At 65.3% G+C, this 19460-nt stretch carries 27 protein-coding genes; 7 read left to right on the top strand and 20 right to left on the bottom strand.

Annotated features, from left to right (window positions below):
• Together AC1DT7_RS19240 and AC1DT7_RS19235 are read right to left on the bottom strand one after the other, a co-directional pair.
• Positions 1–1365: an aminotransferase-like domain-containing protein gene (locus AC1DT7_RS19240; protein ID WP_478037796.1), complete on the bottom strand. Its 1365-nt coding sequence runs from the start codon at positions 1363–1365 to the stop codon at positions 1–3.
• Positions 1358–1798: a DUF983 domain-containing protein gene (locus AC1DT7_RS19235; RefSeq protein WP_478037795.1), complete on the bottom strand. Its 441-nt coding sequence runs from the start codon at positions 1796–1798 to the stop codon at positions 1358–1360. The genes AC1DT7_RS19240 and AC1DT7_RS19235 overlap by 8 nt, the downstream gene beginning before the upstream one ends.
• A 193-nt stretch (positions 1799–1991) precedes the next feature.
• Here AC1DT7_RS19235 and AC1DT7_RS19230 point away from each other — a divergent pair, with 193 nt between their 5' ends.
• Positions 1992–2567 (top strand): hypothetical protein, encoded by a 576-nt coding sequence (locus AC1DT7_RS19230; RefSeq protein ID WP_478037794.1) that lies wholly within the window; start codon positions 1992–1994, stop codon positions 2565–2567.
• Positions 2568–2582: 15 nt separating this feature from the next.
• Here the strand turns inward: AC1DT7_RS19230 and AC1DT7_RS19225 are convergent, their stop codons facing one another.
• From AC1DT7_RS19225 to AC1DT7_RS19205, 5 genes are all read right to left on the bottom strand, one after another.
• Positions 2583–2735, bottom strand: a complete 153-nt coding sequence (locus AC1DT7_RS19225; RefSeq protein ID WP_478037793.1) for a DUF433 domain-containing protein — start codon at positions 2733–2735, stop codon at positions 2583–2585.
• 126 nt (positions 2736–2861) lie between these two features.
• Positions 2862–3737: a glutathione-dependent disulfide-bond oxidoreductase gene (gene yghU, locus AC1DT7_RS19220; RefSeq protein WP_478037792.1), complete on the bottom strand. Its 876-nt coding sequence runs from the start codon at positions 3735–3737 to the stop codon at positions 2862–2864.
• A gap of 87 nt (positions 3738–3824) precedes the next feature.
• Positions 3825–4229 carry a hypothetical protein gene (locus AC1DT7_RS19215; protein WP_478037791.1) on the bottom strand — a complete coding sequence of 135 codons (405 nt, stop codon included), beginning with the start codon at positions 4227–4229 and terminating at the stop codon, positions 3825–3827.
• 12 nt (positions 4230–4241) lie between these two features.
• A complete protein-coding gene (locus AC1DT7_RS19210) occupies positions 4242–5102 on the bottom strand; it encodes a TIGR02587 family membrane protein (RefSeq protein ID WP_478037790.1) in 861 nt (286 codons plus the stop codon).
• Between the two features lie 117 nt (positions 5103–5219).
• Entirely contained in the window at positions 5220–5657 is a 438-nt protein-coding gene (locus AC1DT7_RS19205) for an OmpH family outer membrane protein (RefSeq protein ID WP_478037789.1), read from the bottom strand.
• 95 nt (positions 5658–5752) lie between these two features.
• Between AC1DT7_RS19205 and AC1DT7_RS19200 the strand changes: the two genes are divergently transcribed.
• Positions 5753–5944, top strand: coding sequence for a hypothetical protein (locus AC1DT7_RS19200; protein ID WP_478037788.1), 192 nt, complete (start codon positions 5753–5755; stop codon positions 5942–5944).
• Positions 5945–6067: 123 nt separating this feature from the next.
• On the opposite strand, the gene AC1DT7_RS19195 is transcribed toward AC1DT7_RS19200, so the two are convergent.
• Positions 6068–6634: a hypothetical protein gene (locus AC1DT7_RS19195; protein ID WP_478037787.1), complete on the bottom strand. Its 567-nt coding sequence runs from the start codon at positions 6632–6634 to the stop codon at positions 6068–6070.
• Positions 6635–6783: 149 nt separating this feature from the next.
• On the opposite strand from AC1DT7_RS19195, the gene AC1DT7_RS19190 reads away from it, so the two are divergent.
• Entirely contained in the window at positions 6784–7206 is a 423-nt protein-coding gene (locus AC1DT7_RS19190) for a glycine zipper 2TM domain-containing protein (RefSeq protein WP_478037786.1), read from the top strand.
• 145 nt (positions 7207–7351) lie between these two features.
• Here the strand turns inward: AC1DT7_RS19190 and AC1DT7_RS19185 are convergent, their stop codons facing one another.
• Positions 7352–7990, bottom strand: coding sequence for a TMEM175 family protein (locus tag AC1DT7_RS19185; RefSeq protein WP_478037785.1), 639 nt, complete (start codon positions 7988–7990; stop codon positions 7352–7354).
• Positions 7991–8041: 51 nt separating this feature from the next.
• On the opposite strand from AC1DT7_RS19185, the gene hslV reads away from it, so the two are divergent.
• Positions 8042–8596 carry an ATP-dependent protease subunit HslV gene (gene hslV / locus AC1DT7_RS19180; RefSeq protein ID WP_478037784.1) on the top strand — a complete coding sequence of 185 codons (555 nt, stop codon included), beginning with the start codon at positions 8042–8044 and terminating at the stop codon, positions 8594–8596.
• A 131-nt stretch (positions 8597–8727) separates the two neighbouring features.
• On the top strand, positions 8728–10026 hold the full coding sequence (gene hslU / locus AC1DT7_RS19175) for an ATP-dependent protease ATPase subunit HslU (RefSeq protein WP_478037783.1): 1299 nt from the start codon (positions 8728–8730) through the stop codon (positions 10024–10026).
• A 199-nt stretch (positions 10027–10225) separates the two neighbouring features.
• Here the strand turns inward: hslU and AC1DT7_RS19170 are convergent, their stop codons facing one another.
• From AC1DT7_RS19170 to AC1DT7_RS19125, 10 genes are all read right to left on the bottom strand, one after another.
• Positions 10226–10612 carry a hypothetical protein gene (locus tag AC1DT7_RS19170; RefSeq protein ID WP_478037782.1) on the bottom strand — a complete coding sequence of 129 codons (387 nt, stop codon included), beginning with the start codon at positions 10610–10612 and terminating at the stop codon, positions 10226–10228.
• Between the two features lie 46 nt (positions 10613–10658).
• Positions 10659–11393, bottom strand: coding sequence for a hydroxyacylglutathione hydrolase (gene gloB, locus AC1DT7_RS19165; RefSeq protein WP_478037781.1), 735 nt, complete (start codon positions 11391–11393; stop codon positions 10659–10661).
• Positions 11390–12448 carry an NAD(P)H-dependent flavin oxidoreductase gene (locus AC1DT7_RS19160; RefSeq protein WP_478037780.1) on the bottom strand — a complete coding sequence of 353 codons (1059 nt, stop codon included), beginning with the start codon at positions 12446–12448 and terminating at the stop codon, positions 11390–11392. Before AC1DT7_RS19160 ends, gloB begins: the two co-directional genes overlap by 4 nt.
• Before the next feature lies 1 nt (position 12449).
• Positions 12450–12866: a VOC family protein gene (locus AC1DT7_RS19155; RefSeq protein ID WP_478037779.1), complete on the bottom strand. Its 417-nt coding sequence runs from the start codon at positions 12864–12866 to the stop codon at positions 12450–12452.
• 153 nt (positions 12867–13019) lie between these two features.
• On the bottom strand, positions 13020–13859 hold the full coding sequence (locus AC1DT7_RS19150; RefSeq protein ID WP_478037778.1) for a tetratricopeptide repeat protein: 840 nt from the start codon (positions 13857–13859) through the stop codon (positions 13020–13022).
• A complete protein-coding gene (locus AC1DT7_RS19145) occupies positions 13856–14581 on the bottom strand; it encodes an alpha/beta hydrolase (protein ID WP_478037777.1) in 726 nt (241 codons plus the stop codon). The genes AC1DT7_RS19150 and AC1DT7_RS19145 overlap by 4 nt, the downstream gene beginning before the upstream one ends.
• A 96-nt stretch (positions 14582–14677) precedes the next feature.
• Positions 14678–15613, bottom strand: coding sequence for an alpha/beta fold hydrolase (locus AC1DT7_RS19140; RefSeq protein ID WP_478037776.1), 936 nt, complete (start codon positions 15611–15613; stop codon positions 14678–14680).
• A complete protein-coding gene (locus AC1DT7_RS19135; RefSeq protein WP_478037775.1) occupies positions 15610–15819 on the bottom strand; it encodes a helix-turn-helix transcriptional regulator in 210 nt (69 codons plus the stop codon). The genes AC1DT7_RS19140 and AC1DT7_RS19135 overlap by 4 nt, the downstream gene beginning before the upstream one ends.
• A complete protein-coding gene (locus AC1DT7_RS19130; protein WP_478037774.1) occupies positions 15816–16226 on the bottom strand; it encodes a hypothetical protein in 411 nt (136 codons plus the stop codon). The genes AC1DT7_RS19135 and AC1DT7_RS19130 overlap by 4 nt, the downstream gene beginning before the upstream one ends.
• A complete protein-coding gene (locus AC1DT7_RS19125; RefSeq protein WP_478037773.1) occupies positions 16223–16630 on the bottom strand; it encodes a hypothetical protein in 408 nt (135 codons plus the stop codon). Before AC1DT7_RS19125 ends, AC1DT7_RS19130 begins: the two co-directional genes overlap by 4 nt.
• A 478-nt stretch (positions 16631–17108) precedes the next feature.
• Here AC1DT7_RS19125 and AC1DT7_RS19120 point away from each other — a divergent pair, with 478 nt between their 5' ends.
• The gene (locus AC1DT7_RS19120; RefSeq protein ID WP_478037772.1) at positions 17109–18575 is read left to right on the top strand and encodes a tyrosinase family protein; all 1467 of its coding nucleotides are present in this window, start codon (positions 17109–17111) and stop codon (positions 18573–18575) included.
• A 219-nt stretch (positions 18576–18794) separates the two neighbouring features.
• Positions 18795–19190, top strand: coding sequence for a nuclear transport factor 2 family protein (locus AC1DT7_RS19115; protein WP_478037771.1), 396 nt, complete (start codon positions 18795–18797; stop codon positions 19188–19190).
• A 12-nt stretch (positions 19191–19202) separates the two neighbouring features.
• Here the strand turns inward: AC1DT7_RS19115 and AC1DT7_RS19110 are convergent, their stop codons facing one another.
• On the bottom strand, positions 19203–19457 hold the full coding sequence (locus tag AC1DT7_RS19110; RefSeq protein ID WP_478037770.1) for a DUF6356 family protein: 255 nt from the start codon (positions 19455–19457) through the stop codon (positions 19203–19205).
• Positions 19458–19460 lie beyond the last annotated feature (3 nt).

Raw genomic sequence — 19460 nt, 5'->3', positions numbered from 1 at the left:
TCAGACCAGCGGCGCAGCCTTGCCGACCGGCTGCGACACATGGCCGTGCAGCACGCGCAGCCCGCGGCCGAGCCTCTCCCGGTCGACCAGCCCGCCCAGCGAGACCCGCACTGCCTGGGTCCCATCCCGTTCCACCGCGAAGCTGCCGGCCGCGACCACCGACAGTCCGTGCTGCCGCATCGCCCCGACGAGGTCGTCGGCCGATAGCGGGGCGGGCAGGGGCAGCCAGAGATGATAGCCCTCCGGCGACCGCTGCCGCTCGACCATGCCGAGGATGCCGTCGGCCAACTCCTGCCGCCAGGCGATCTCGGCACGCATCGCCGCGACGAGGCGCGTGAGCGTGCCGTCCCCGATCCAGCGGCTCACCATCGCGGCGCTGAGCGGTGGCGCCATGATCGCCGTCTCGTGCACGTCCGCGGCCAGGCGCAATGCACTGGCGACGCTCGGCGTGCGGACATAGGCGAGGCGAAGGGCCGGCGTGACGATCTTCGACAGGCTCGCGACATACCAGCAGCGCTCGGGCGCGAAGGCGGCGATCGGCCTGATTGGTTCGCCGGCGAGCAGCCCATAGGCATCATCCTCGATCACCTGCAGGTCGTGGCGCCGCGCAACCTCGGCAATCGCCTCGCGCTCGGCCGCCGAGATCGTCGTTGCGGTCGGATTGTCGTTCGTCGGCACGACATAGAGCGCGCGCACCAGCGTGGTGCGGCACGCGGCCTCGAGCGTCGCGGCATCGATCGTATCGAGCGGAAGCAGCCGCAACCCGAGCCGCGCGGCGAGCGCCTTCAGCCCGGGATAGACGAAGCGCCCGCAGGCAATGACATCGCCCTTGTCGAGCGCGGAGGTAAGGATCGCATGCAGCGCATTCTGTCCGCCCGCAGTGACGATCACCTGCTCCTCGGCCGATGGCAGCCCGCGCGCCGACAGCAGGGCGGCGCCCGCCGCCCGGTCCTGCGGCGCGCCGCCGGCCGGCGCATATTGCAGCCACGCCATCTCGGATCCCGCAAGCAGCGCGGCCGACGTCTCGACGATCGCCCGGCTCAGCAGGCCACCCGGTATCTCGGGCGGCATGTTCATGCCCGTATCGACCGAGGGGGGCGGGATGATCGGCATGTGCGGTGCCGCCGCCACGAAGCTGCCCGCCCGGCCGCGCGCCTCGATCAGCCCGCGCAGTCGGGCCGCATCATAGGCCTTGGTCACCGTCGTCAGGTCGACGCCGAGCCGTGCCGCGACCTCGCGCTGCGGCGGCAAGCGGTCCCCCTTGCGCAGGTCCCCGCGCGCGATCGCCACGTCCAGCGCATCGGCGATGGCCTGATATTTGGTGCCGGCGCTCTGCGACAGATCGGGAAGCCAGGCGTCAGTCATCGAAATTGCTGGCGCCCTCCTCCGGCGTCCGCCCATGCAGCTTCGCCCATAAGTTGCCGGTACCGGCTTCCTGCGCCCTGTTTACATATTGCGATGCGACCAGCCATCCCTTGATCGGCCGCAGCGGCAACAGGCAGCCGAGGATCATGATCGGGACCGATGTGAAGAGGTGAACCCATAAAGGGGGATTGTATGCGACTTCGATCCATACAAGCAGGAAGGTCAGCGGAAAGGCGACGATGCACAGCGAGAAAAAGGCCGGCCCGTCGTCCGGCGTCGCAAAGCGGTAATCCAGCCCGCAGACGTCGCAGGTCTTCGCCACCTTCAGCCAGGAGGTGAACATGTGCCCCTTGCCGCACCGCGGACAAAGCCCCTTCCATCCGGACTTCATGATCCAGCGGAATTTCTCGGTGTCGTTCTCCAGGCTGACCATGTTGTATGCCTCATGTATCCGTACAATGACCCATACATAGCCATGGCCGCGCGGGAAATCCAGAGGAGTCTTCGCCTTGCTCCTCGTCGATGGCGGTGATTGCTCCGCTCGACCCAGGCGCCGGTCTCGATGCCCGTCATTGCCCGGGGCCTGCCATTCTGCCACCTTCGCGGCGCGATCGGGACGGATGCCCATGGCCAATGATCTTTTTCTGCACGTCCGGGTCATCGTCGGGGTGATCCTGGGCCTGAGTGTCAGCCGGCTGCTGCTTGGCCTCGCCGTCTTTGTCGAGCATCCCGGCAAGCAGAAGATCAGCGTGATCCATCTCGGCTGGGTGGCCTGGGCGCTGCTGTCGGTCATCGGCTATTGGTGGTGGGAATTCCGCCTCAACCAGATCACAGACTGGACGTTCGGGCGCTATCTTTTCATCTTCGCCTATGCGTCCTGCTATTTCCTGATCTGCGCGCTCCTGTTTCCCGGCACGCTCGACGGGTATGACGGGTATGCCGACTATTTCCTGTCGCGCCGCAAATGGCTGTTCGGCCTGATCGCGCTGACCTTCGTGCTCGACATCGGCGACACGCTGCTGAAGGGCACTGCCTATCTCGGCAGGTTGGGGCCGGTCTACGGTCTCCGCGCCATCGTTTCGCTCATCGGGTGCGGGCTTGGCGCGGCGATCGCCTCGCGGCGCTTCCAGTTGGTGCTGGTGGCGGTCGCGGTCATCGGCCAGCTTGGCTTCTTCTTCGCCTATTATGACCGGCTCGGCTGACGTCGGCCTTCGGCGTCATTCGGGTGACAAGACCAGGGATTCAGAACGAGCCGTCGATGGCGCGAAGGAAAGCGCGGCGCGCCGGTCGTCCTCCGACAGACAGGGAAAGTCGGCCGCGATTTCCGCCGTACGCGCTCCGCCCGCCAGCATCGCCACTATGTCGGTCACGCGCACCCGCGTTGCCAGCGACCACCGGCCGCCCTTCCGCAGACGGCCGGATCGACGACGATACGATGAAAACCCGAAGGCGCCATGCCACCAAATGCTGGATGGTGCCCGGACGCTCAGGCGCGCTCACTCGGGCGGAGCAAGCTTGTCCTGTGTCTTTGTCAGGAAATCGTCCGCATCATGGCGTTCGTGCAGCTGACTGGCCGGGTCGCCCATCACGCGATTGACCATCCGTCCGCGGGCTACCGCCGGGCGCGCGCCGATCGTCTCGGTCCAGCGCTGGACGTTCTTGTAATCCTGCACCTGCAGGAACTCGCCCGCATCATAGACAAGTCCCTTGGCCAGGGCCCCGTACCACGGCCAGACCGCCATGTCGGCGATGGTATAGGCATCGCCCGCCAGATACGCGCTCTCGCCCAGCCGCCGGTCGAGCACGTCGAGCTGGCGCTTCACCTCCATCGCGTAGCGATCGATCGCATATTCGATCTTGAACGGTGCATAGGCGTAGAAATGGCCGAAGCCGCCGCCAAGAAAGGGGGCACTGCCCATCTGCCAGAACAGCCAGGACAGGCATTCGGCGCGGGCGGCCGGCTCGGTCGGCAGGAATTCGCCGAATTTCTCGGCAAGATGCATCAGGATCGCGCCGGATTCGAATATCCGGATCGGCTCAGGCCCACTGCGGTCGAACAGTGCCGGGATCTTCGAGTTCGGATTGATGTCGACGAAGCCGCTGCCGAACTGGTCGCCCTGGTTGATGCGGATCAGCCAAGCGTCATATTCGGCGGCCTTGTGGCCGAGTTCGAGCAGTTCCTCGAACAGGATGGTTACCTTTACGCCATTGGGCGTGGCGAGCGAATAGAGCTGGAACGGATGCTTGCCGACCGGCAGCTCCTTGTCATGGGTCGGACCCGCGATCGGCCGGTTGATGTTTGCGAACTGTCCTCCATTGTCCTTGTTCCAGGTCCAGACCTTGGGGGGCGTATAGTCGTTAGCATCGGTCATGCGGTGGCTCCTCGCGCTGTCCGGCACGAGATAGTTGCTTTCGATAGGCTGACCAGAGCAGCCACGGGCCGCATCCGAAATAAAGCTTCAGGGCTTCTGGAATCCCAGTGCCCGCACCTCGAGCGTGGCCTTGCGCGGATCGCGGGTGAAGAACAGCCCGCCCTCGACGGCGCCCTTGCCGGGGACATAGTCGATCGTCGCACTGCTACTCTCGATCTCGGTGCCGCCCGCCTTCAGCACGCCCTCGATATTGACTGCCGCGGCTGTCCCGTCGGTCCGGTTCCGCGCCTCGAACGATACGACATGGCCGGACCCTGACGGCGCGATGCCCGTCACCGCGACCTCTATCACGGGAAGCTCGGTCGCTTCGCCATCGATCGCCTCGCGCCCGATCACCACCAGCAGGAACAACAGCAGAACCGCGCCGATGCCCGCCGCGATCCATTCCAGTGCCGGGGTTTCGCCGGTGGTCTTCCGTTTTGCGTCAGCCACAGCTGTTCTCCCTCACACCACCAGCCGCGCGACCGCGGCCCCAATCGCCGAAGGAAAACCGAGCACGGTCACGGTGGACGCAACCGCGCTTATCTCCGCGCCATCGACCCGGCCGAAAGTCCATAGCGTGTAGAGGCTGACAAGCAGCGCGATGCCATATCCCGGCAGGGTATAGATGAGGAAACGCCTTGCGAAGCCATAGCCTTCGGGTGCCTGCTCCTGCCCGGCAAAACCCACTGCAAACACAAGGGCATGCAGCAGTGCCAGCGAGGCGGCGATCAGCGCCAGGCTGTGCCAGGGCGTCATCTTGAAGCCGATCAGGATCATCTCCTCTGTCGGTGCGACGTTGAACGCCAGGAACAGCGACCCGGCCGTCATCAGGAACAATTGGCCGAGATAGCCGGCCGACCGCGCCTCATGGTCTTCGTCCGGTTCCGGGTCGCCGGCACTGAGCTGCTTGCGCGCGATCATCGCGCCGAAGCTTGCGGGTACGCTTTGGATCGCGACCATGCCGGTGATCTCGTCGATCGGCGTTTTGGGGCCGATGATGCCGAACAGTGCGAGCACCGCTGCCGATGCGACGATCCCCACGCCATATGCCGCGAGCGCATCAAGCACGTCCTCGGTCAGGCTGGCAGTATGCTCGAACCCGCCGAAGCGCGACAGGACAACGAGCATGGCGAAGTTGAGCGCCAGGAACAGCATCATCCGCGCGGGATGGGTGTAAAGGCCGAGCGACCACATCTCCATCGTCATCAACAGCGGCAGCCCGAACAGGATGGCCCCGCCAAGCGCCCGCGCCAGGCCATAGGCATAATCGCGATTGAGGTCGGCCGATCCGGTCATCAGGTCCGAACGGTCAGGGCTGGCCACCTGTTCCGTCTGCGCAACGGCCGGTCGTCCCCGGCCTGCATTTTGCACGCCGTGGTCCTGGCATCATCGTCTCGGGTATAGGATTAGGCCAACTGACGAACGCGCGTCGGGCCTGCCTCACCAATAGTCGGCAGGGTTCGGCGAGGGCGCGTTGCAGGCGCGAGTGCTGCCATGCTTGCAGGCATAGACCTGGCGCCGCCAGTCGCGCATCGCATCGGCATAGGCGCGTTCCTGACGATCCGCGACGCGGGCATCGCGCACGACCTCGCGGTGACGCGCGCGGAGCGCATCGCGATAGGCGGCCAGGTCAGCGGCATATTGGGCTTCGGCGCTCGCCTGGAGTTCGGCGTTGACGCCTGCCACGGCATTCTGCCGCGTCGATGACTGTGCCTCGACATCTCTGTTGGCGGCGGCAACAGCCGGACTGTTGACGTCGTTTTCGGTACCGGATGGGGCGATGCCGGGCGTTGTGGGGGCGGGCGTTGTGGTCTGGGCCGTTACGGCGGCGCTTCCGCCAAGCAGAGCGAGCGCCAGCGCGATGCTGATCGTCTTCATGATTTCAACTCCATTTGATCACCTTGCTAAACGGGTACGGCGAGCCGGCGTTCCGCAGCGCGGGAAGGACAATCCCGACCTCGACCGGCGACCTGATGAAGCTGCTCGATCTCGAATCGAGCCTCGACCACCGTAAGGAACTCGCGGCCGGCCTCGAAAGAATGGCGGCAAGGCTGGCGCCGCCTAAAGGATCGATTTTCCCTCTGCGCGGCCGCGGCGCGCCGGTGCCTCGTCAGATTCCGGATACCGCCGCCAGCACGGCTTCGCGGAGATCTTGGCCGGGGTGAACGCCTTGTAAGCCGCGCCGACGAGCGCGAACGGGGCGACATAACCGCTGCCGAGCGTCACCGGTGTCGGCGGCGGGCTGGGCGGGCCACCCGGGGATAGCGACCGCCCACTGAACGTCGGACTCAGGCCGTGAGCGTCGCGGTTTTCGGGAGGCGCGTACCCAGCCACCGCGCGATGTCATTGCCCTCGGGCTCTTGGACGCTAGCCGCGAGGAAGATCGTCTCAGCGCCGTAATCGAACTTCACCGCGCCTGTCCTTGATCGCATGAACGGGGTCTGCACGTTCCCGCGCCATGGGAAAGCATCGACCGGATCGTACCCGGTCAAGTTCCGGATGGTGCCGCCGCGATAGAGCCGTGTCCGGCGAATCTGGCCGATACCGTTGCTTACCTCGAGATCACCGTTCACGACGCGCAGAATTTCCGCGCCGGCAAGCTGGCCCGCCACCGTTCCGGCTGCAAATACCCAGCCGATGGCCCACCCGCCCAGCCAGAAGATCAGGAACCAGTCCCAAGTCCTGACGACCTGGGTCATCGCCGTGATTCCGCCGGCCGTCCAGCCGCACAACCAGACGGACAGGAACAAGATCGTGAACCATTGGCGCCGCATCGGGATTCGCAGTTGCTGGACGCCATCGATCAACTCGATCCTGTGCCGCGCCCCGCGCGGTTCGACATATCTGTTGCCCATCGACGACGCCCCGATTCCCGACCGATAGCCAAGCCTTGCGCCGTTCGTCGGACACGATCAAGCGCCCGGGCGGAGTCCGCATCTGGCCGATGTTGCAACCATCATGGCCCTTTCCGCGTTGCTCAGGCATAACGAACCGGGAGAGTGATATGCGTACTATGACCCTCGGCCTGCTCGCCGCGGCGACGCTTGGCGCAGGCCTTGTCTCAGGCTGCTCCACCTATGGCGATGGCGGGGTGGACCCACGCTATCGCAGCTATAACCGGTATGATTACGACCGGCCCGACCCGCAATATGGCGGCTATTATGCCGACCGCTATTATCGCGATTCGCCGCGCTATCGGGAGCGGCGCCTGTCGCGCAACGACCGCGTTTATCGCGGGCAGGACGGACGCTATTATTGCCGCCGGTCGGACGGAACGACCGGCCTGCTGGTCGGCGCGGCGGTCGGCGGCCTGCTCGGCAACATCATCGCGCCGGGCGGTTCGAAGACGCTGGGCACGCTGCTAGGCGCTGCCGGCGGCGGCGCGGCCGGCGCGTCGATCGATGCGAACAATACGCGCTGCCGGTAATTGACGGTCCGGGCGCGGCCCAAATCCGGCCGCGCCCGGCTACCTCTTGTCCTACCCATGGCTTGGGATCGGACATTGAGACGTGCTTTACCCGCAGTACCGCTTCCCGTCAGGCGACCGGAATTTGCACCAGCTGGTCAGCGGCTTAGGCCTGCGCGGCCAGCCGTTTCGTCGCCCGTTTCCGCAGCAGGATCATCCACAGCGGGATGCTCATCAGTGCTGCCTGGCTGAACCGTGCATCCCATAGCGCGACAAGCAAAGCACAGACCCCACCCAGCACCACCGCCGGACCGCGGGCGCGGACATAGGCGATGGTCTCTACGGGGACGCGCTCGTCGACGACGGGCGCTGAAGTCACCAGCCGGACCAGGCGGATATTGAGCAGGCCCGTGACCACCAGCATGCTGTTGTAGAGCAGCGATGGCACAAGCGCGCCGTAGTTCGCGCTCATGAACGCGGTCGAGAAGGGCATGAAGACGATCGAGCACAGCATCATCAGGTTCGGCCCGTTCAGCCGGTCCGAATAATGTCCGGCTAGCGCGAAGGACCGGTGATGCCCGGCCCAGAAGGCGCCGATGACGAAGAAGCTGATGAAGAAGCCGATCAGGTTCGGCATCAGGTTGAGCAGCGCCCCCACATATTCCAGGTTGGAGGCCCCACCGTGCAGATGCGGCGGATGGACCTCGATAATCAGCAGCGTGATCGCAATGGCGAATACCGCGTCGGAAAAGAAGATCATCCGTTCGAGCGGATGGTCGGGTCCGTTCTTCCCGCTGTCACTCATGTCGGTGCCCCCCGGATTGCACAGCTGCGATCTCCATCCCATATGCCGCCCATGAGCGGTAACGACAACACGTGGCACGGCACGACAATTCTCTCCGTGCGCAAAAATGGACGCGTCGTGGTGGCCGGGGACGGCCAGGTGACGCAGGGCCAGACGGTCATGAAGCCCAATGCGAAGAAGGTCCGCCGCCTCGGCGACGGATCGGTGATCGGCGGTTTCGCCGGCGCGACGGCCGATGCCTTTACCCTGTTCGAGCGGCTGGAGCGTAAGCTGGAACAACATCATGGGCAGTTGCTGCGGGCAGCGGTCGAACTCGCCAAGGACTGGCGGACCGACAAATATCTCCGCAACCTGGAGGCGATGATGATCGTCGCGGACAAGGACGTGACGCTGATCCTCACCGGAAACGGCGATGTGCTCGAGCCCGAAGCGGGTGTTGCGGCGATCGGGTCGGGCGGCAACTATGCCCTGGCCGCGGCGCGCGCCTTGGTCGACTATGAGGAAGATGCCGAGACGATCTGCCGCAAGGCGATGAAGATCGCTGCTGAGGTCTGCGTCTACACCAACGAGCGCCTGACGGTCGAAAGCCTCGAAAGCGCGTCCTGACCTTAACTCCCCTCCCGCTTGCGGGAGGGGCTGGGGGGTGGGCAGCCGACCTCCCCGAACGACAACGCCGGCGGTGAGCGCGAGCCCACCCCCAACCCCTCCCGCAAGCGGGAGGGGAGATAGAAGAGAAAATGAACGAAGCCCTTACCCCCAAAGCCATCGTCAAGGCGCTCGATGAGCACATCATCGGCCAGCAGGACGCCAAAAAGGCAGTCGCGGTTGCGATGCGTAACCGCTGGCGCCGTCAGCAGCTCGGCAGCGATCTGCGCGACGAGGTCACGCCAAAGAACATCCTGATGATCGGCCCGACCGGCTGCGGCAAGACCGAGATCAGCCGCCGCCTGGCCAAGCTCGCTGATGCGCCCTTCGTGAAGGTCGAGGCGACGAAGTTCACCGAGGTCGGCTATGTCGGCCGTGACGTGGAGCAGATCGCCCGCGACCTCGTCGAGGAGGCGATCCGGCTTGAGAAGGAACGCCGCCGGGTCGCGGTGAAGGACAAGGCCGAGGAAGCGGCGCTTGCCCGTCTGCTCGACGCATTGACCGGCAAGGGTGCCAGCGAGGCGACCCGCGAAGCCTTTCGTCAGCGCTTCCGCGACGGCCATCTCGACCAGACCGAGATCGAGATCGAGCTGGAGGCACAGTCCCAGATGCCGTTCGAGATACCGGGCGGTGGCGCGCAGATGATCAATCTCAGCGAGATGATGGGCAAGGCGTTCGGCGGTGGCGGGCAGCTCAAGCGCCGCAAGCTCACCGTGCCGGCGGCATGGGAAAAGCTGGTCGAGGAAGAGGCCGACAAGCGCCTCGACCAGGACGAGGTCAGCCGCATTGCCCTGGCCGACGCCGAGGCGAACGGGATCGTGTTCCTTGACGAGATCGACAAGATCGCGGTCAGCGACGTGCGTGGCGGTTCCGTCAGCCGCGAAGGTGTTCAGCGCGACCTGCTGCCGCTGATCGAGGGCACCACGGTGGCCACGAAATACGGGCCGATGAAGACGGACCATATCCTCTTCATCGCGTCGGGCGCCTTCCATGTCGCCAAGCCGAGCGACCTGCTGCCCGAGCTTCAGGGGCGCCTGCCGATCCGGGTGGAACTGAAGGCGCTGACGGAGGATGATTTCGTCGCGATCCTGTCCGACACCAAGGCCTCGCTGACGCAGCAATATGTCGCGCTGATCGGTACCGAGGGCGTGACGGTCGAATTCACCGAGGACGGCATCCGCGCCGTGGCGAAGATCGCGGCGGAAGTGAACGGCGAGATCGAGAATATCGGTGCGCGCCGCCTGCAGACGGTGATGGAGAAGCTGCTCGAGGAAGTCAGCTTCGACGCCGAGGATCGTCAGGGTCAGACCCTGGTCGTCGACGGCGCCTATGTCGACAAGCAACTTGCGGTGATCGCGCGGAATACCGACCTGTCGCGCTTCGTCCTGTAAGGCGCGCTGATCTCAATTGTCCCAACCCCTCAAGCCGGCTTGAGAATTGGGTTGGCCACCATCTCCGTCCGTCCTGAGCCTGTCGAAGGACTGTTGTTTCTTCCCACGAAGAGAAGAGCAGGGCTTCGACAGGCTCAGCCCGAACGGGGAAGGGTAGTTCCAGCTAACTGGGCTTTGCACCAGGACAACCTGGAATCACTCACCCCTTCGGTTTCTCATAAGGCGTGAATTTGCCTAACCGGCAGATCGGGCCCGGAACCGAAGATCCCTGCTCCGTCGCGCGAAACAGGTCGTTGCGGCACATCTGGCTGCCATGCGCCTCGATGATCAGGATGGAGCTCTGGCGCAGCGCCGGGCAGCTCCCCTCCAGCGTGTTGCGCCAGACATGGCTGCCAGAGCGGTAGATCAGGGTCGTGCTGTCGATGATCTCCGGTCCGCTGAGCGAGGTTCGGTCGATGCAGTCGATCGGCGTGCCGGCGCTCCGGCCGGCCAAAGCCTTGTCGAGCGCGCGGGCGGCGCCCTGCGTGTCGCCGGTGGTGACGCAGCCTGACATCATGACGGCGATCAGAGGCAAAAGGGCGCGCATGGTGGCTCTCCGTTAGACCTTCCCCCGTTCGGTCATCATAGCGCAGTCAGCCGCGAAATTCATCCTTGGCCTTGCGCCGCTCGGCAAGCTGCCCGGCGGAACGTGACCGAAGGAAGGGATTGGTCGCCAGTTCCTCCGCGATCGTCGTCGGCACGGTCGCCTCGCCCCGGGCCCGCGCCGCATCCACCCTCGTCATCCGTTCGCGCGTCGCCACGTTGTCCGGCTCGGCAGCCAGCGCGTAGCGGCCGTTCGACTGGGTATATTCGTGCGCGCAATAGACGACCGTCTCGGGCGGCAGACCGGCCAGGCGCTGCATATTGGCGAACATCTGTTCCGCATTGCCCTCGAACAGCCGGCCGCAGCCCATGGCGAACAGGGTGTCGCCGGTGAACACCACCGAGTCGGCGGGCAGATGGAAGCTGATGTGTCCGGCCGTATGCCCGGGCGTCTCGATCACGGTCGCGACATGTTGGCCCAAGGTCAACCGATCACCCTCGCCGAGCGCGACATCGAGCGTCGGGATGCGGGCCGCCTCGGCCGCGGGGGCGGAGACGACAGCGCCGGTGGTTTCCTTGATCGCCGCATTGCCGCCGGTATGATCAGGGTGCCAGTGCGTGTTCCAGATCTGCCCGATCCGCCACCCGCGTTTGTCGGCCTCGGCCAGCACCGGCGCTGCCTCGGCCGGATCGACCACTATCGTCTCGTGCGAGACGGGGTCGTGCACCAGCCAGATATAATTATCGCTCAGCGCCGGGATACGGACGATCTCGAGGTCGGTCATGAAAGGCTCCCGGAAGAAAGGGCTGCGGTACCGATCCGCTCGGTCACCATGGCGGCGGGGTCGGCCCGCGTCAGGCCGATGCCCTGGCCGGCCCAGAGCGGGGTATAATCGTCCCGGCCTTGGCTCTCCGCCTTGGCGCGCAATGGGGCGAGCGCCGCGCTGGCATAGGGGAAAGGCGGGGCGACGGCGCTCACCGGCCCGATCGTGTCGGTCAGCCGGTTGCGCAGTCCGCGCGCAAGGCCACCGCTGAACAGGTTGGTGAAGACACCGTCACCGGCCGTCGCCGTTTCGAGCCGCCTGCGATGCACCGCGCTCGGCCGAGCCTCGGGCGTGCGGAGATAGGCGGTGCCGATCTGTACCGCCGCGGCGCCAAGCGCGATCGCGGCGACCGCGCCACGTTCGTCGGCGATGCCGCCCGCGGCGATGACCGGCACATGCACCGCCTCGACGATCTGCGGGACGAGCGCGATCAACCCGACCGGGCGATGCCCCTCCAGGAAATAGCCGGCGTGACCGCCCGCCTCGAAACCCTGCGCGATCACCGCGTCACAGCCACGCTCCACCAGATAGCGCGCCTCGGCGACGCTGGTCGCGCACCCGAATATCAGCGCACCACTGGCCTTCACCCGATCTAGCAACTCTTCATCCGGCAGGCCGAAATGGAAGCTGACGATCTCCGGGCGAGCCCGGCCGACTGCATCGGCCATCGCCGCGTCGAACGGCCGGCGCAGGGGCGGCGCCTCGGTAGGCGGCGCAACGCCCTCCTCGGCGTAAAAGGGCGCGAGGGCGTGATGCCACGCTGTCTCGTCGGGCGGCGGACCGAGCGTGTGGCAGAAAAAGTTGAGGTTGAGCGGCCCCATCGCCGCGCCGCGCACCGTGGCGGCCTGAGCAACCACCGCTCCGGCGTCGAGCACCGCGCAAGGAAGCGATCCGACCCCACCGGCACCGATCGCCGCGATGGCAAGCTCGGTCCCGGCGAAATTCGCCATCGGCGCCTGTATGATCGGCAGGCGTGCGCCCGTCATGGCGAGGAAAGCGCGGGTCGCCGCGCTCATCTTACCAGACGCCGGTATTGGGCATCGACACCCATGGCTCGGCCGGCGGCAGATGGCCATCCTGCAGCAGCTCGACCGAGATATTGTCGGGGGTGCGCACGAACGCCATGTGTCCGTCCCGCGGCGGGCGGTTGATCGTCACGCCGCCATCCATCAGCCGCTGGCACGTCTCGTAGATATTGTCGACGCGGTAGGCGAGATGCCCGAAATTGCGGCCGCCGGAATATTCCTCAGGGTCCCAGTTATGGGTCAGCTCGACCTCGGCCTGGCCTTCTTCGCCCGGCGCCGCCATGAAGATCAGGGTGAAGCGACCCTGCTGGCTGTCCATCCGCCGCACCTCGTTCAGCCCGAGCAGGTTGAAGAAACGGATCGTCGCGTCGGGATCGGTGACGCGGATCATCGTGTGCAGATACTTCATCGACGGGCCTCCATGCTCCCGCGCGAGATAGGCGTATGCGCCGGCGGTTGCCAGTCTCTGTCGGTGTAATTTGCGCCCGGCTTGGCAGCTGAACGCTGTGCCTCCCCATTTCGTCACGCCGCACTCGGTCCGGCGTCACGGTATCACCGAACTCTACGGTTTCACTGGCGCGGGCGCAGGTTTCGCGGGTTCGGGTTTCGCTGCCGCAGGACTTGCTGCCGTCGGCGCGACCGCCGCGGCCGCCGGCGCGTCGAACTGCTTCAGCGCATTTCGTGCATTCCTCGCAGCGTCGCTTTCGGGCTTCAGCTTGGCCGCGCTGTTCCACGCCGCCTTCGCTCCCGCTTCATTACCCAGGGCGGCGGCGATATTCCCCGCCTCGAGTTGCACGGACGGGTCGTCGCCCGCCAGTTTGATCGCCTCGCCGATATCCTTCTTCGCCCGGACCAGATCGTTGGTCCGTCGCGCGAGCGTCGCAGACAACAGCCAGGCGAGCGGATCGGCTGCGGCATCGACCAGCGCACGGTCGATATCGGCCCGCGCATCGCCCAGATTGCCGCCCGCGACAAAGGCACGGGCTCGGTCCAGATTGGCCTCGCCGCGCTGCAGGCCTTCGAGCGTGCCGGCGGCCAGCGCGGCATTCAACGCGGTGCGCGCCTTCATCGGCTCGCCACCGGCCAGCCAGGCATTGCCCGCCTGCGCCCAGTAATTCGCCGCGCGCTTGTCTCGCGCTATCTCGGCGCCGCGCGCCGCAGCCTCGAATTCGGCTCCAGCCCCGGTCCAGCGGGTTTCGCTGGCATAGGCGATGCCGAGGCACTGGTGCGACAGGAAACCGCCGCCGTCGCGTTGCCATTGTCCCGCCTCGGTTTCCGCCGCGCGCGGATCATTTTCGGCGAGGTCGACGCAGCGTTCGAACCGCTGTTCCGCGGGATCGGGCGGGCCGGCGACGGGAGGGGTTTGGGCGGCCTGGGCGGCAAGCAACAACAGGAAGATCATAAGCGCTGGATCACATCCTCGACCGCTCCGATGAGCAGCGCGATATCGGCATCGCGCGACAGGCGGTGGTCCCCGTCCTTGACGAGCATAGTCTGCACATCGGCTGAACGCAGCAGCCCGGCAAGGTGTACGGTGCGGTGCCACGGCACGTCCGGATCGGCCTGGCCTTGCAACAGCCGCACCGGCCCGTCGAACGGGATAGGCCCCGACATCACCCGGTTCGCCTCGCCCGATTGCCAGAAAAGCGCGGTATAGACGGTCGGCTGATCGGAATAGATCGACGGCCGCTCGATCCGGCCATTCTGCAGCAGCGCCATCTTCTCGTCGGTGGTGAAGCCCCAGTCGGTGAAATCGGGCGCTGGCGCGATGCCGACCAGGCCCACCACCCGATCGGGCCGCGCGCGCGCGACGAGCAGCATCAGCCACCCGCCCATCGACGATCCCACCAGCACGACCGGCCCGGTCACGGCGCGGTCGACCATCTCCAGCGCATCGTCGCGCCATCCCGCCAGCGTCTGATCCTCGAACGCGCCCTCGCTCTGCCCGCATCCGCCATAATCGAATCGCAGGAATGCCCGGCCTTCCTCCTTCGCCCAAGCCTCGAGCGCGATAACCTTGCTGCCGGTCATGTCGGACGCATAGCCCGGCAGGAAAACGATCGTCGGGCCGGTGCCCTCGGTCAGGTGATAGGCGAGTGCGGGGCGGGCAGGGGACTCGGTCATCGCCTGCCCATACAACAGGCCTCCCGGTCGGGGAGGGGGAAATCAGGCCACCGCCCCCGGGATCGCGCCAATCCGGACGGATCGAGCGCCGGATCGTCAGTCCGCCCCGGCAAATGCCTTGAGCGCGGCGGCAAACGCGGCCGGCTGGTCGAGCATGATGAAATGCGCGCTGTCGCCGATATCGACATAGGTCATTGCGGGCGCGGCGGCGTAGGCGCCCTTGTACAGCATGTCGGCTCTCTCTTTCGGTACCGCCGCGGCCCATGGATAGACGAGCGTGATCGGCGTCTTGATCGTCGCGAGATCCGGCCGGAGATCGGTGTTCAGATCCTCATACATCGCCTCACCCGTCACACGCGGATCGGCCGCCATCGCCCAGGCCTTCACCTTGGCGCGGGAGTCGGGCTTGAGCGCGAGGCTGTTGGCCACCGCTTCTGCCGTGGCCGGGTCGGCCGGCTTGCCATGGGCAGCGATCATCTGGTCGCGCATCGCCTTGCCGCGTGGCTCGACCATCGCGACGGTCGTGGCCGGTCCGAACAGCATGCCGTAGAATGGCAGGGAATCGACCACCATCAGGCGGGACAGATGGTCCGGATGCGCCTTGGCGAACATCAGCCCGACCAGACCACCGAGCGAATGACCGGCGATCGCGGCGCCCTTCACCTTGTTGGTCGTTATATAATCGTCCAGATCCGCCACGATGCCGTCCAGGATTCCGGGCTTCAGGTTTGCGCGGGGGGCGTCGCCACCGAAACCGTTGACCTGAACGAGATAGACCGTGTGTTTCTCCGCCAGCTGATGCGCCACCCCGTCCCACACCTCGCGCGGTGACGAGAGGCCCGGGATCAGGAAGACAGGCGAACCGGCACCCATGGGGATGATCGAGATATGGTCCATCAGGGTGATGGGTCCGGACGTGTGTTCGATGCCGTGAGATGCCTGGGTCTGGGCGGCATGGGCCGGAAAGGCATTGAGCAGCAGCAGCGGCAGAGCGATGGCGGCGATCAGCCGGCCTTTGGTGGCTGGGGTCATTGGTCATTCTCCCTGGAAGGACTGGTGAAGATTTGTTCGATCTGGAGCTCGAACAGCTCGGCGATCTTGAAGGCGAGGGGTAGCGAGGGGTCGTAGCGGCCGGTCTCGATCGCGTTCACGCTCTGGCGGGACACGTCGAGCCGGTCGGCGAGATCGCCCTGGCTCCAGTCGCGTTCGGCGCGGAGCACCTTGAGGCGGTTCTTCATGTGCCGCGCCCCCGGCGGTCGAGGAGCGACAGGACGCCGGTGGTCAGGCCGAACAGGGCACACCATGTCGGGAAGGCGAGGAACAGGGGCGCCGCCACGACGACGTGGAACAGCTGGAGAAACCCCCAGATCGTCGCCACGGCCAGCAGGCCGCCCAGGCCGCCGAGCATCGCGATGATGAGACGCTGGCGGAGGAATTCGTCCTTTTCCTCGATCAGATATAATCCCATCACCGCGATAACCCCGATCAGCGGGAGAGCAGGCAGCACCGCCAGCACGGCGAGCAGGGGGCCGTGCGGGTGCCAGGCTGCCATCAGGGAATTCGCCGCGAACAGCAGGACGACATAGCCGAGCATCATCGGTATGAAGCGCCGGATATAGCGGCGCTGGGCCGGGTTCCGTTTCATGCCGCACCCCGCCATGCCTGGATGCGGTTGAGGCAGGCACCCAGACCAAGCCCGGCGAACCACAGGATCACCGCGTAATACGCGTAGATGTGCGGCACGAGCCGGAAATTCTCGAGGAACCCCCAGGCGGTGCAGATGCTGAGTGCGAAACCGGTCGCGATCAATGCCTGCCGCGCCATCATCATGCGCAGATATTCGTCGGTCTCTTCGGTCAGGTAGCGTCCGATGACCCCGAGGACGCCGATGATCGGCAGGGCGGGCAGGACAGCGGCGACATAGGCCACCGGTCCGCTGATCAGATGGCGGGTGAACAGGTACACCACACCGAATAGCAGCGCGGCATAGACCGCGCTGAGCGCCAGCACGCGCCGGTTATAGCGTTTCAATGCCCGGCTCTTGGACATGAGTAAAGGCTCCTTTCGAATCAGTAAAGTGAGCTTTACAGAATAGCCGCAGATGTGTCAAGGCTGATTGTCATTTTGACTGGTGTGGTTGTCAGGGGGCTTGATGCGGCTGGCATGCCTGGGCGCGTTTCGGCCGGTCGTCGTCGTCGGAGGAGCGACTATGAGGTCATTGCGGGAAATGGTTCAGGCATATCGGAAATGTAGGTCGCGCATGTGCTCGTATGTTCAAATAGATATTGGAGGGAAATAAAGTGGCGTGATCGAGCAAAGATCAGTGCGATCCATTTTGCATGATCAATGACCCCATCGTTCATTTCCTGGGCGGGATATGTTTGAAAACTGTGCCATCTTTGACGGATAAGTCGGTATCGTCAGAACATCGGCAGGAGATGGAGCCGAGTCCGGGGGGATCGCATTGACCCCTTGGCGCGCGGCACGCAGTCTCGCGGCTTCCGCACCGACAGATGACGAGAGCCCCATGTTGAACAATGACGAACCCGTCGCGAACCCGACCTATCTTGGCAACATCGAAGCCTTTTTCTCCGCCGGGGAAATCGGCTGCATGAGCGCGCAGGGCATCGATCTGGGCAGCTATGACGGCGTCCGCAAACACGCGACCGACATTTACGAGCAGACCAAATCGGGCAACATGCCACTGGGCGGCACGCGCTGGCCGGCAAGTCAGGTGCAGACCTTCCTAAACTGGATACAGACGGGTTTCCCAATGGGCGGTACGCCGGCCCCGTCTCCGACGCCGTCACCCACACCGTCTCCGACGCCGAGTCCGGACGTCAGAAAGCGCATGAATCTCGCGTCGCTCAAGGCACCCGAGATCGAGCAGCTCAAGACGGCGTTCCGCGGGATCATGGCGCTCGAGCCGACCGACCCGAACAGCTATTTCTACCTCGCGGCGCTGCACGGCCTGCCGAACGCGTACTGCATGCATCACGTCGACACCTACAACCCCTGGCACCGCGTCTATGTGACGGCATTCGAGGACGCGCTGCGCACGATCGATGGCTGCGCCGACGTCACCCTGCCTTATTGGGACATCACAACGCCCGTGCCGGGGGTGCTCTATGAGGAGCCGTTCGCCAATTACACGCTCCCGGTCGGCATCGGCGACGACAGCACCTATCCGAAAGGCTATACCACGCAGCGCTACGACCCGGCGACGATTACCGCGAATCTCGACCAGGCGCCCAGCGTGCCGTCCGACATCGCCCTTGCTTTGCCGTCAGCCCAATGGGGCGCCTTCAATGGCGGCGGCTTCCAGGACCATATCATCGCCGGCCATGATGACGGCCACAACAGCTGCGGCCCGACCATGTCGGACCAGGACGTCGCCGCCTATGATCCGATCTTCTGGTTCTTCCACTGCAACTGGGACCGGCTGTGGCAGAGCTGGCAGGTGCTCGCCGGCGCCACGACCATTCCGGGTTTCACGGCGACGCTCGACGGCAATACCGACTGGCTGCCGCTGACGCTCGATCCCTATCCCAGCTCGTCGAACGACACCATCGCCTGGCCGGACATCACCTATGAGGCGCTGGCCGGGACCGCCATCACGACATTGGAGAGGAAGGGCGGGCATGCCGACGCTGCCTCGACCTTCAGGATCGAGCCTGCCCTCGTGTCCCTGCGGGTCAAGGACATCGACCGGATGAACATCCCCGGCACCTTCGTCGTGCGCCTGCTCGCCGACGGCGAGCCGATCGCCCGCCGCGCCTTTTTCCAGCCAAGGGCACCGCGAGGGTGCGCGACCTGTCGGAAACAGGCGCTGATCAGCCTCGATTTCCAGCTCGACCAATCGCTGGTCGTGGGGCGGAATCTTACGGTGGCGATCGAAGTTCCCTCGCTCGGCGATGGGGCGGCCGGCAATTTCCCGCTCGCCGAGGCGGGCAATCCGACGATCAACGTCCGCCTGCTGATGAGCGAGCAATAAGGGCTGGCGGCGCCGGGTCATGGCGACCCGGCACCCACGCGCGCACCGATCATCCAATTCCTCCAGAAAAAACTGCTCGGCGGCCGGCGCTGTGCCGGGGCGATTGCCTGGACGATGACAGGCTGCGAAATCCGTACGCTGCAGCCATGTCAATGCGGTAGTCGATCGCACAGCTATCGAACGACGGTCGACTGACCTTAAAGACCGGTGGAGATTGATATGGACGATCGAACCGTGCGGGCCGCGCTCGAACGCCACTGGGCCGCGTCTGACTCCGGTGATTTCGAGGCCGAGCATGATATCTATCACGAGGATGCGGTGCTCGATTATCCGCAATCGGGCGAGCGGATCCGCGGCCGGCGCACCATCCGCGAAAGCCGTTTCCTTCAGCCGAACAGGAAGCGCTTCATCGTCAGGCGGATTATCGGCAGCGGCGATCTGTGGATCACCGAATATGTGCTGCGCTATGACGGCGCGCCATCGTTCGTCGTCAGCATCATGGAATTCAGCGACGGGCTGGTCGCCCGCGAAACGCAATATTTCGGCGATCCGTTCGAACCCGGACCATCACGCGCCCATCTCGTCGAGCGGATGGACGGCACCACGTCGCCCTGAACGGGCGGCCCGTCAGATCACATATTCGACGGTGGTCATCTGGGTCTGCGCGGCGCGCGCTGCGTTGCGCTTTGTCACCAGTTCGGCATGGAGCGAGGCGACGGTATCGCTCCCGGCGGTCTTGAACAGGAAGGGCAGCACCGCATGAAGCGCGCAGCGTGCGCCGCCCCACATCATTTTCACCCCGAAACGCGAGGCGACGCCGAAATGCTCGGTATAGCTTTCGCCTACCGATTTCGGATGGTCGAGGAACAGGCGGCGGAACATGGC

It is taken from the genome of Sphingomonas sp. P3_C6, assembly GCF_056402595.1.
This window is presented reverse-complemented; position numbering and strand designations above follow the sequence as displayed.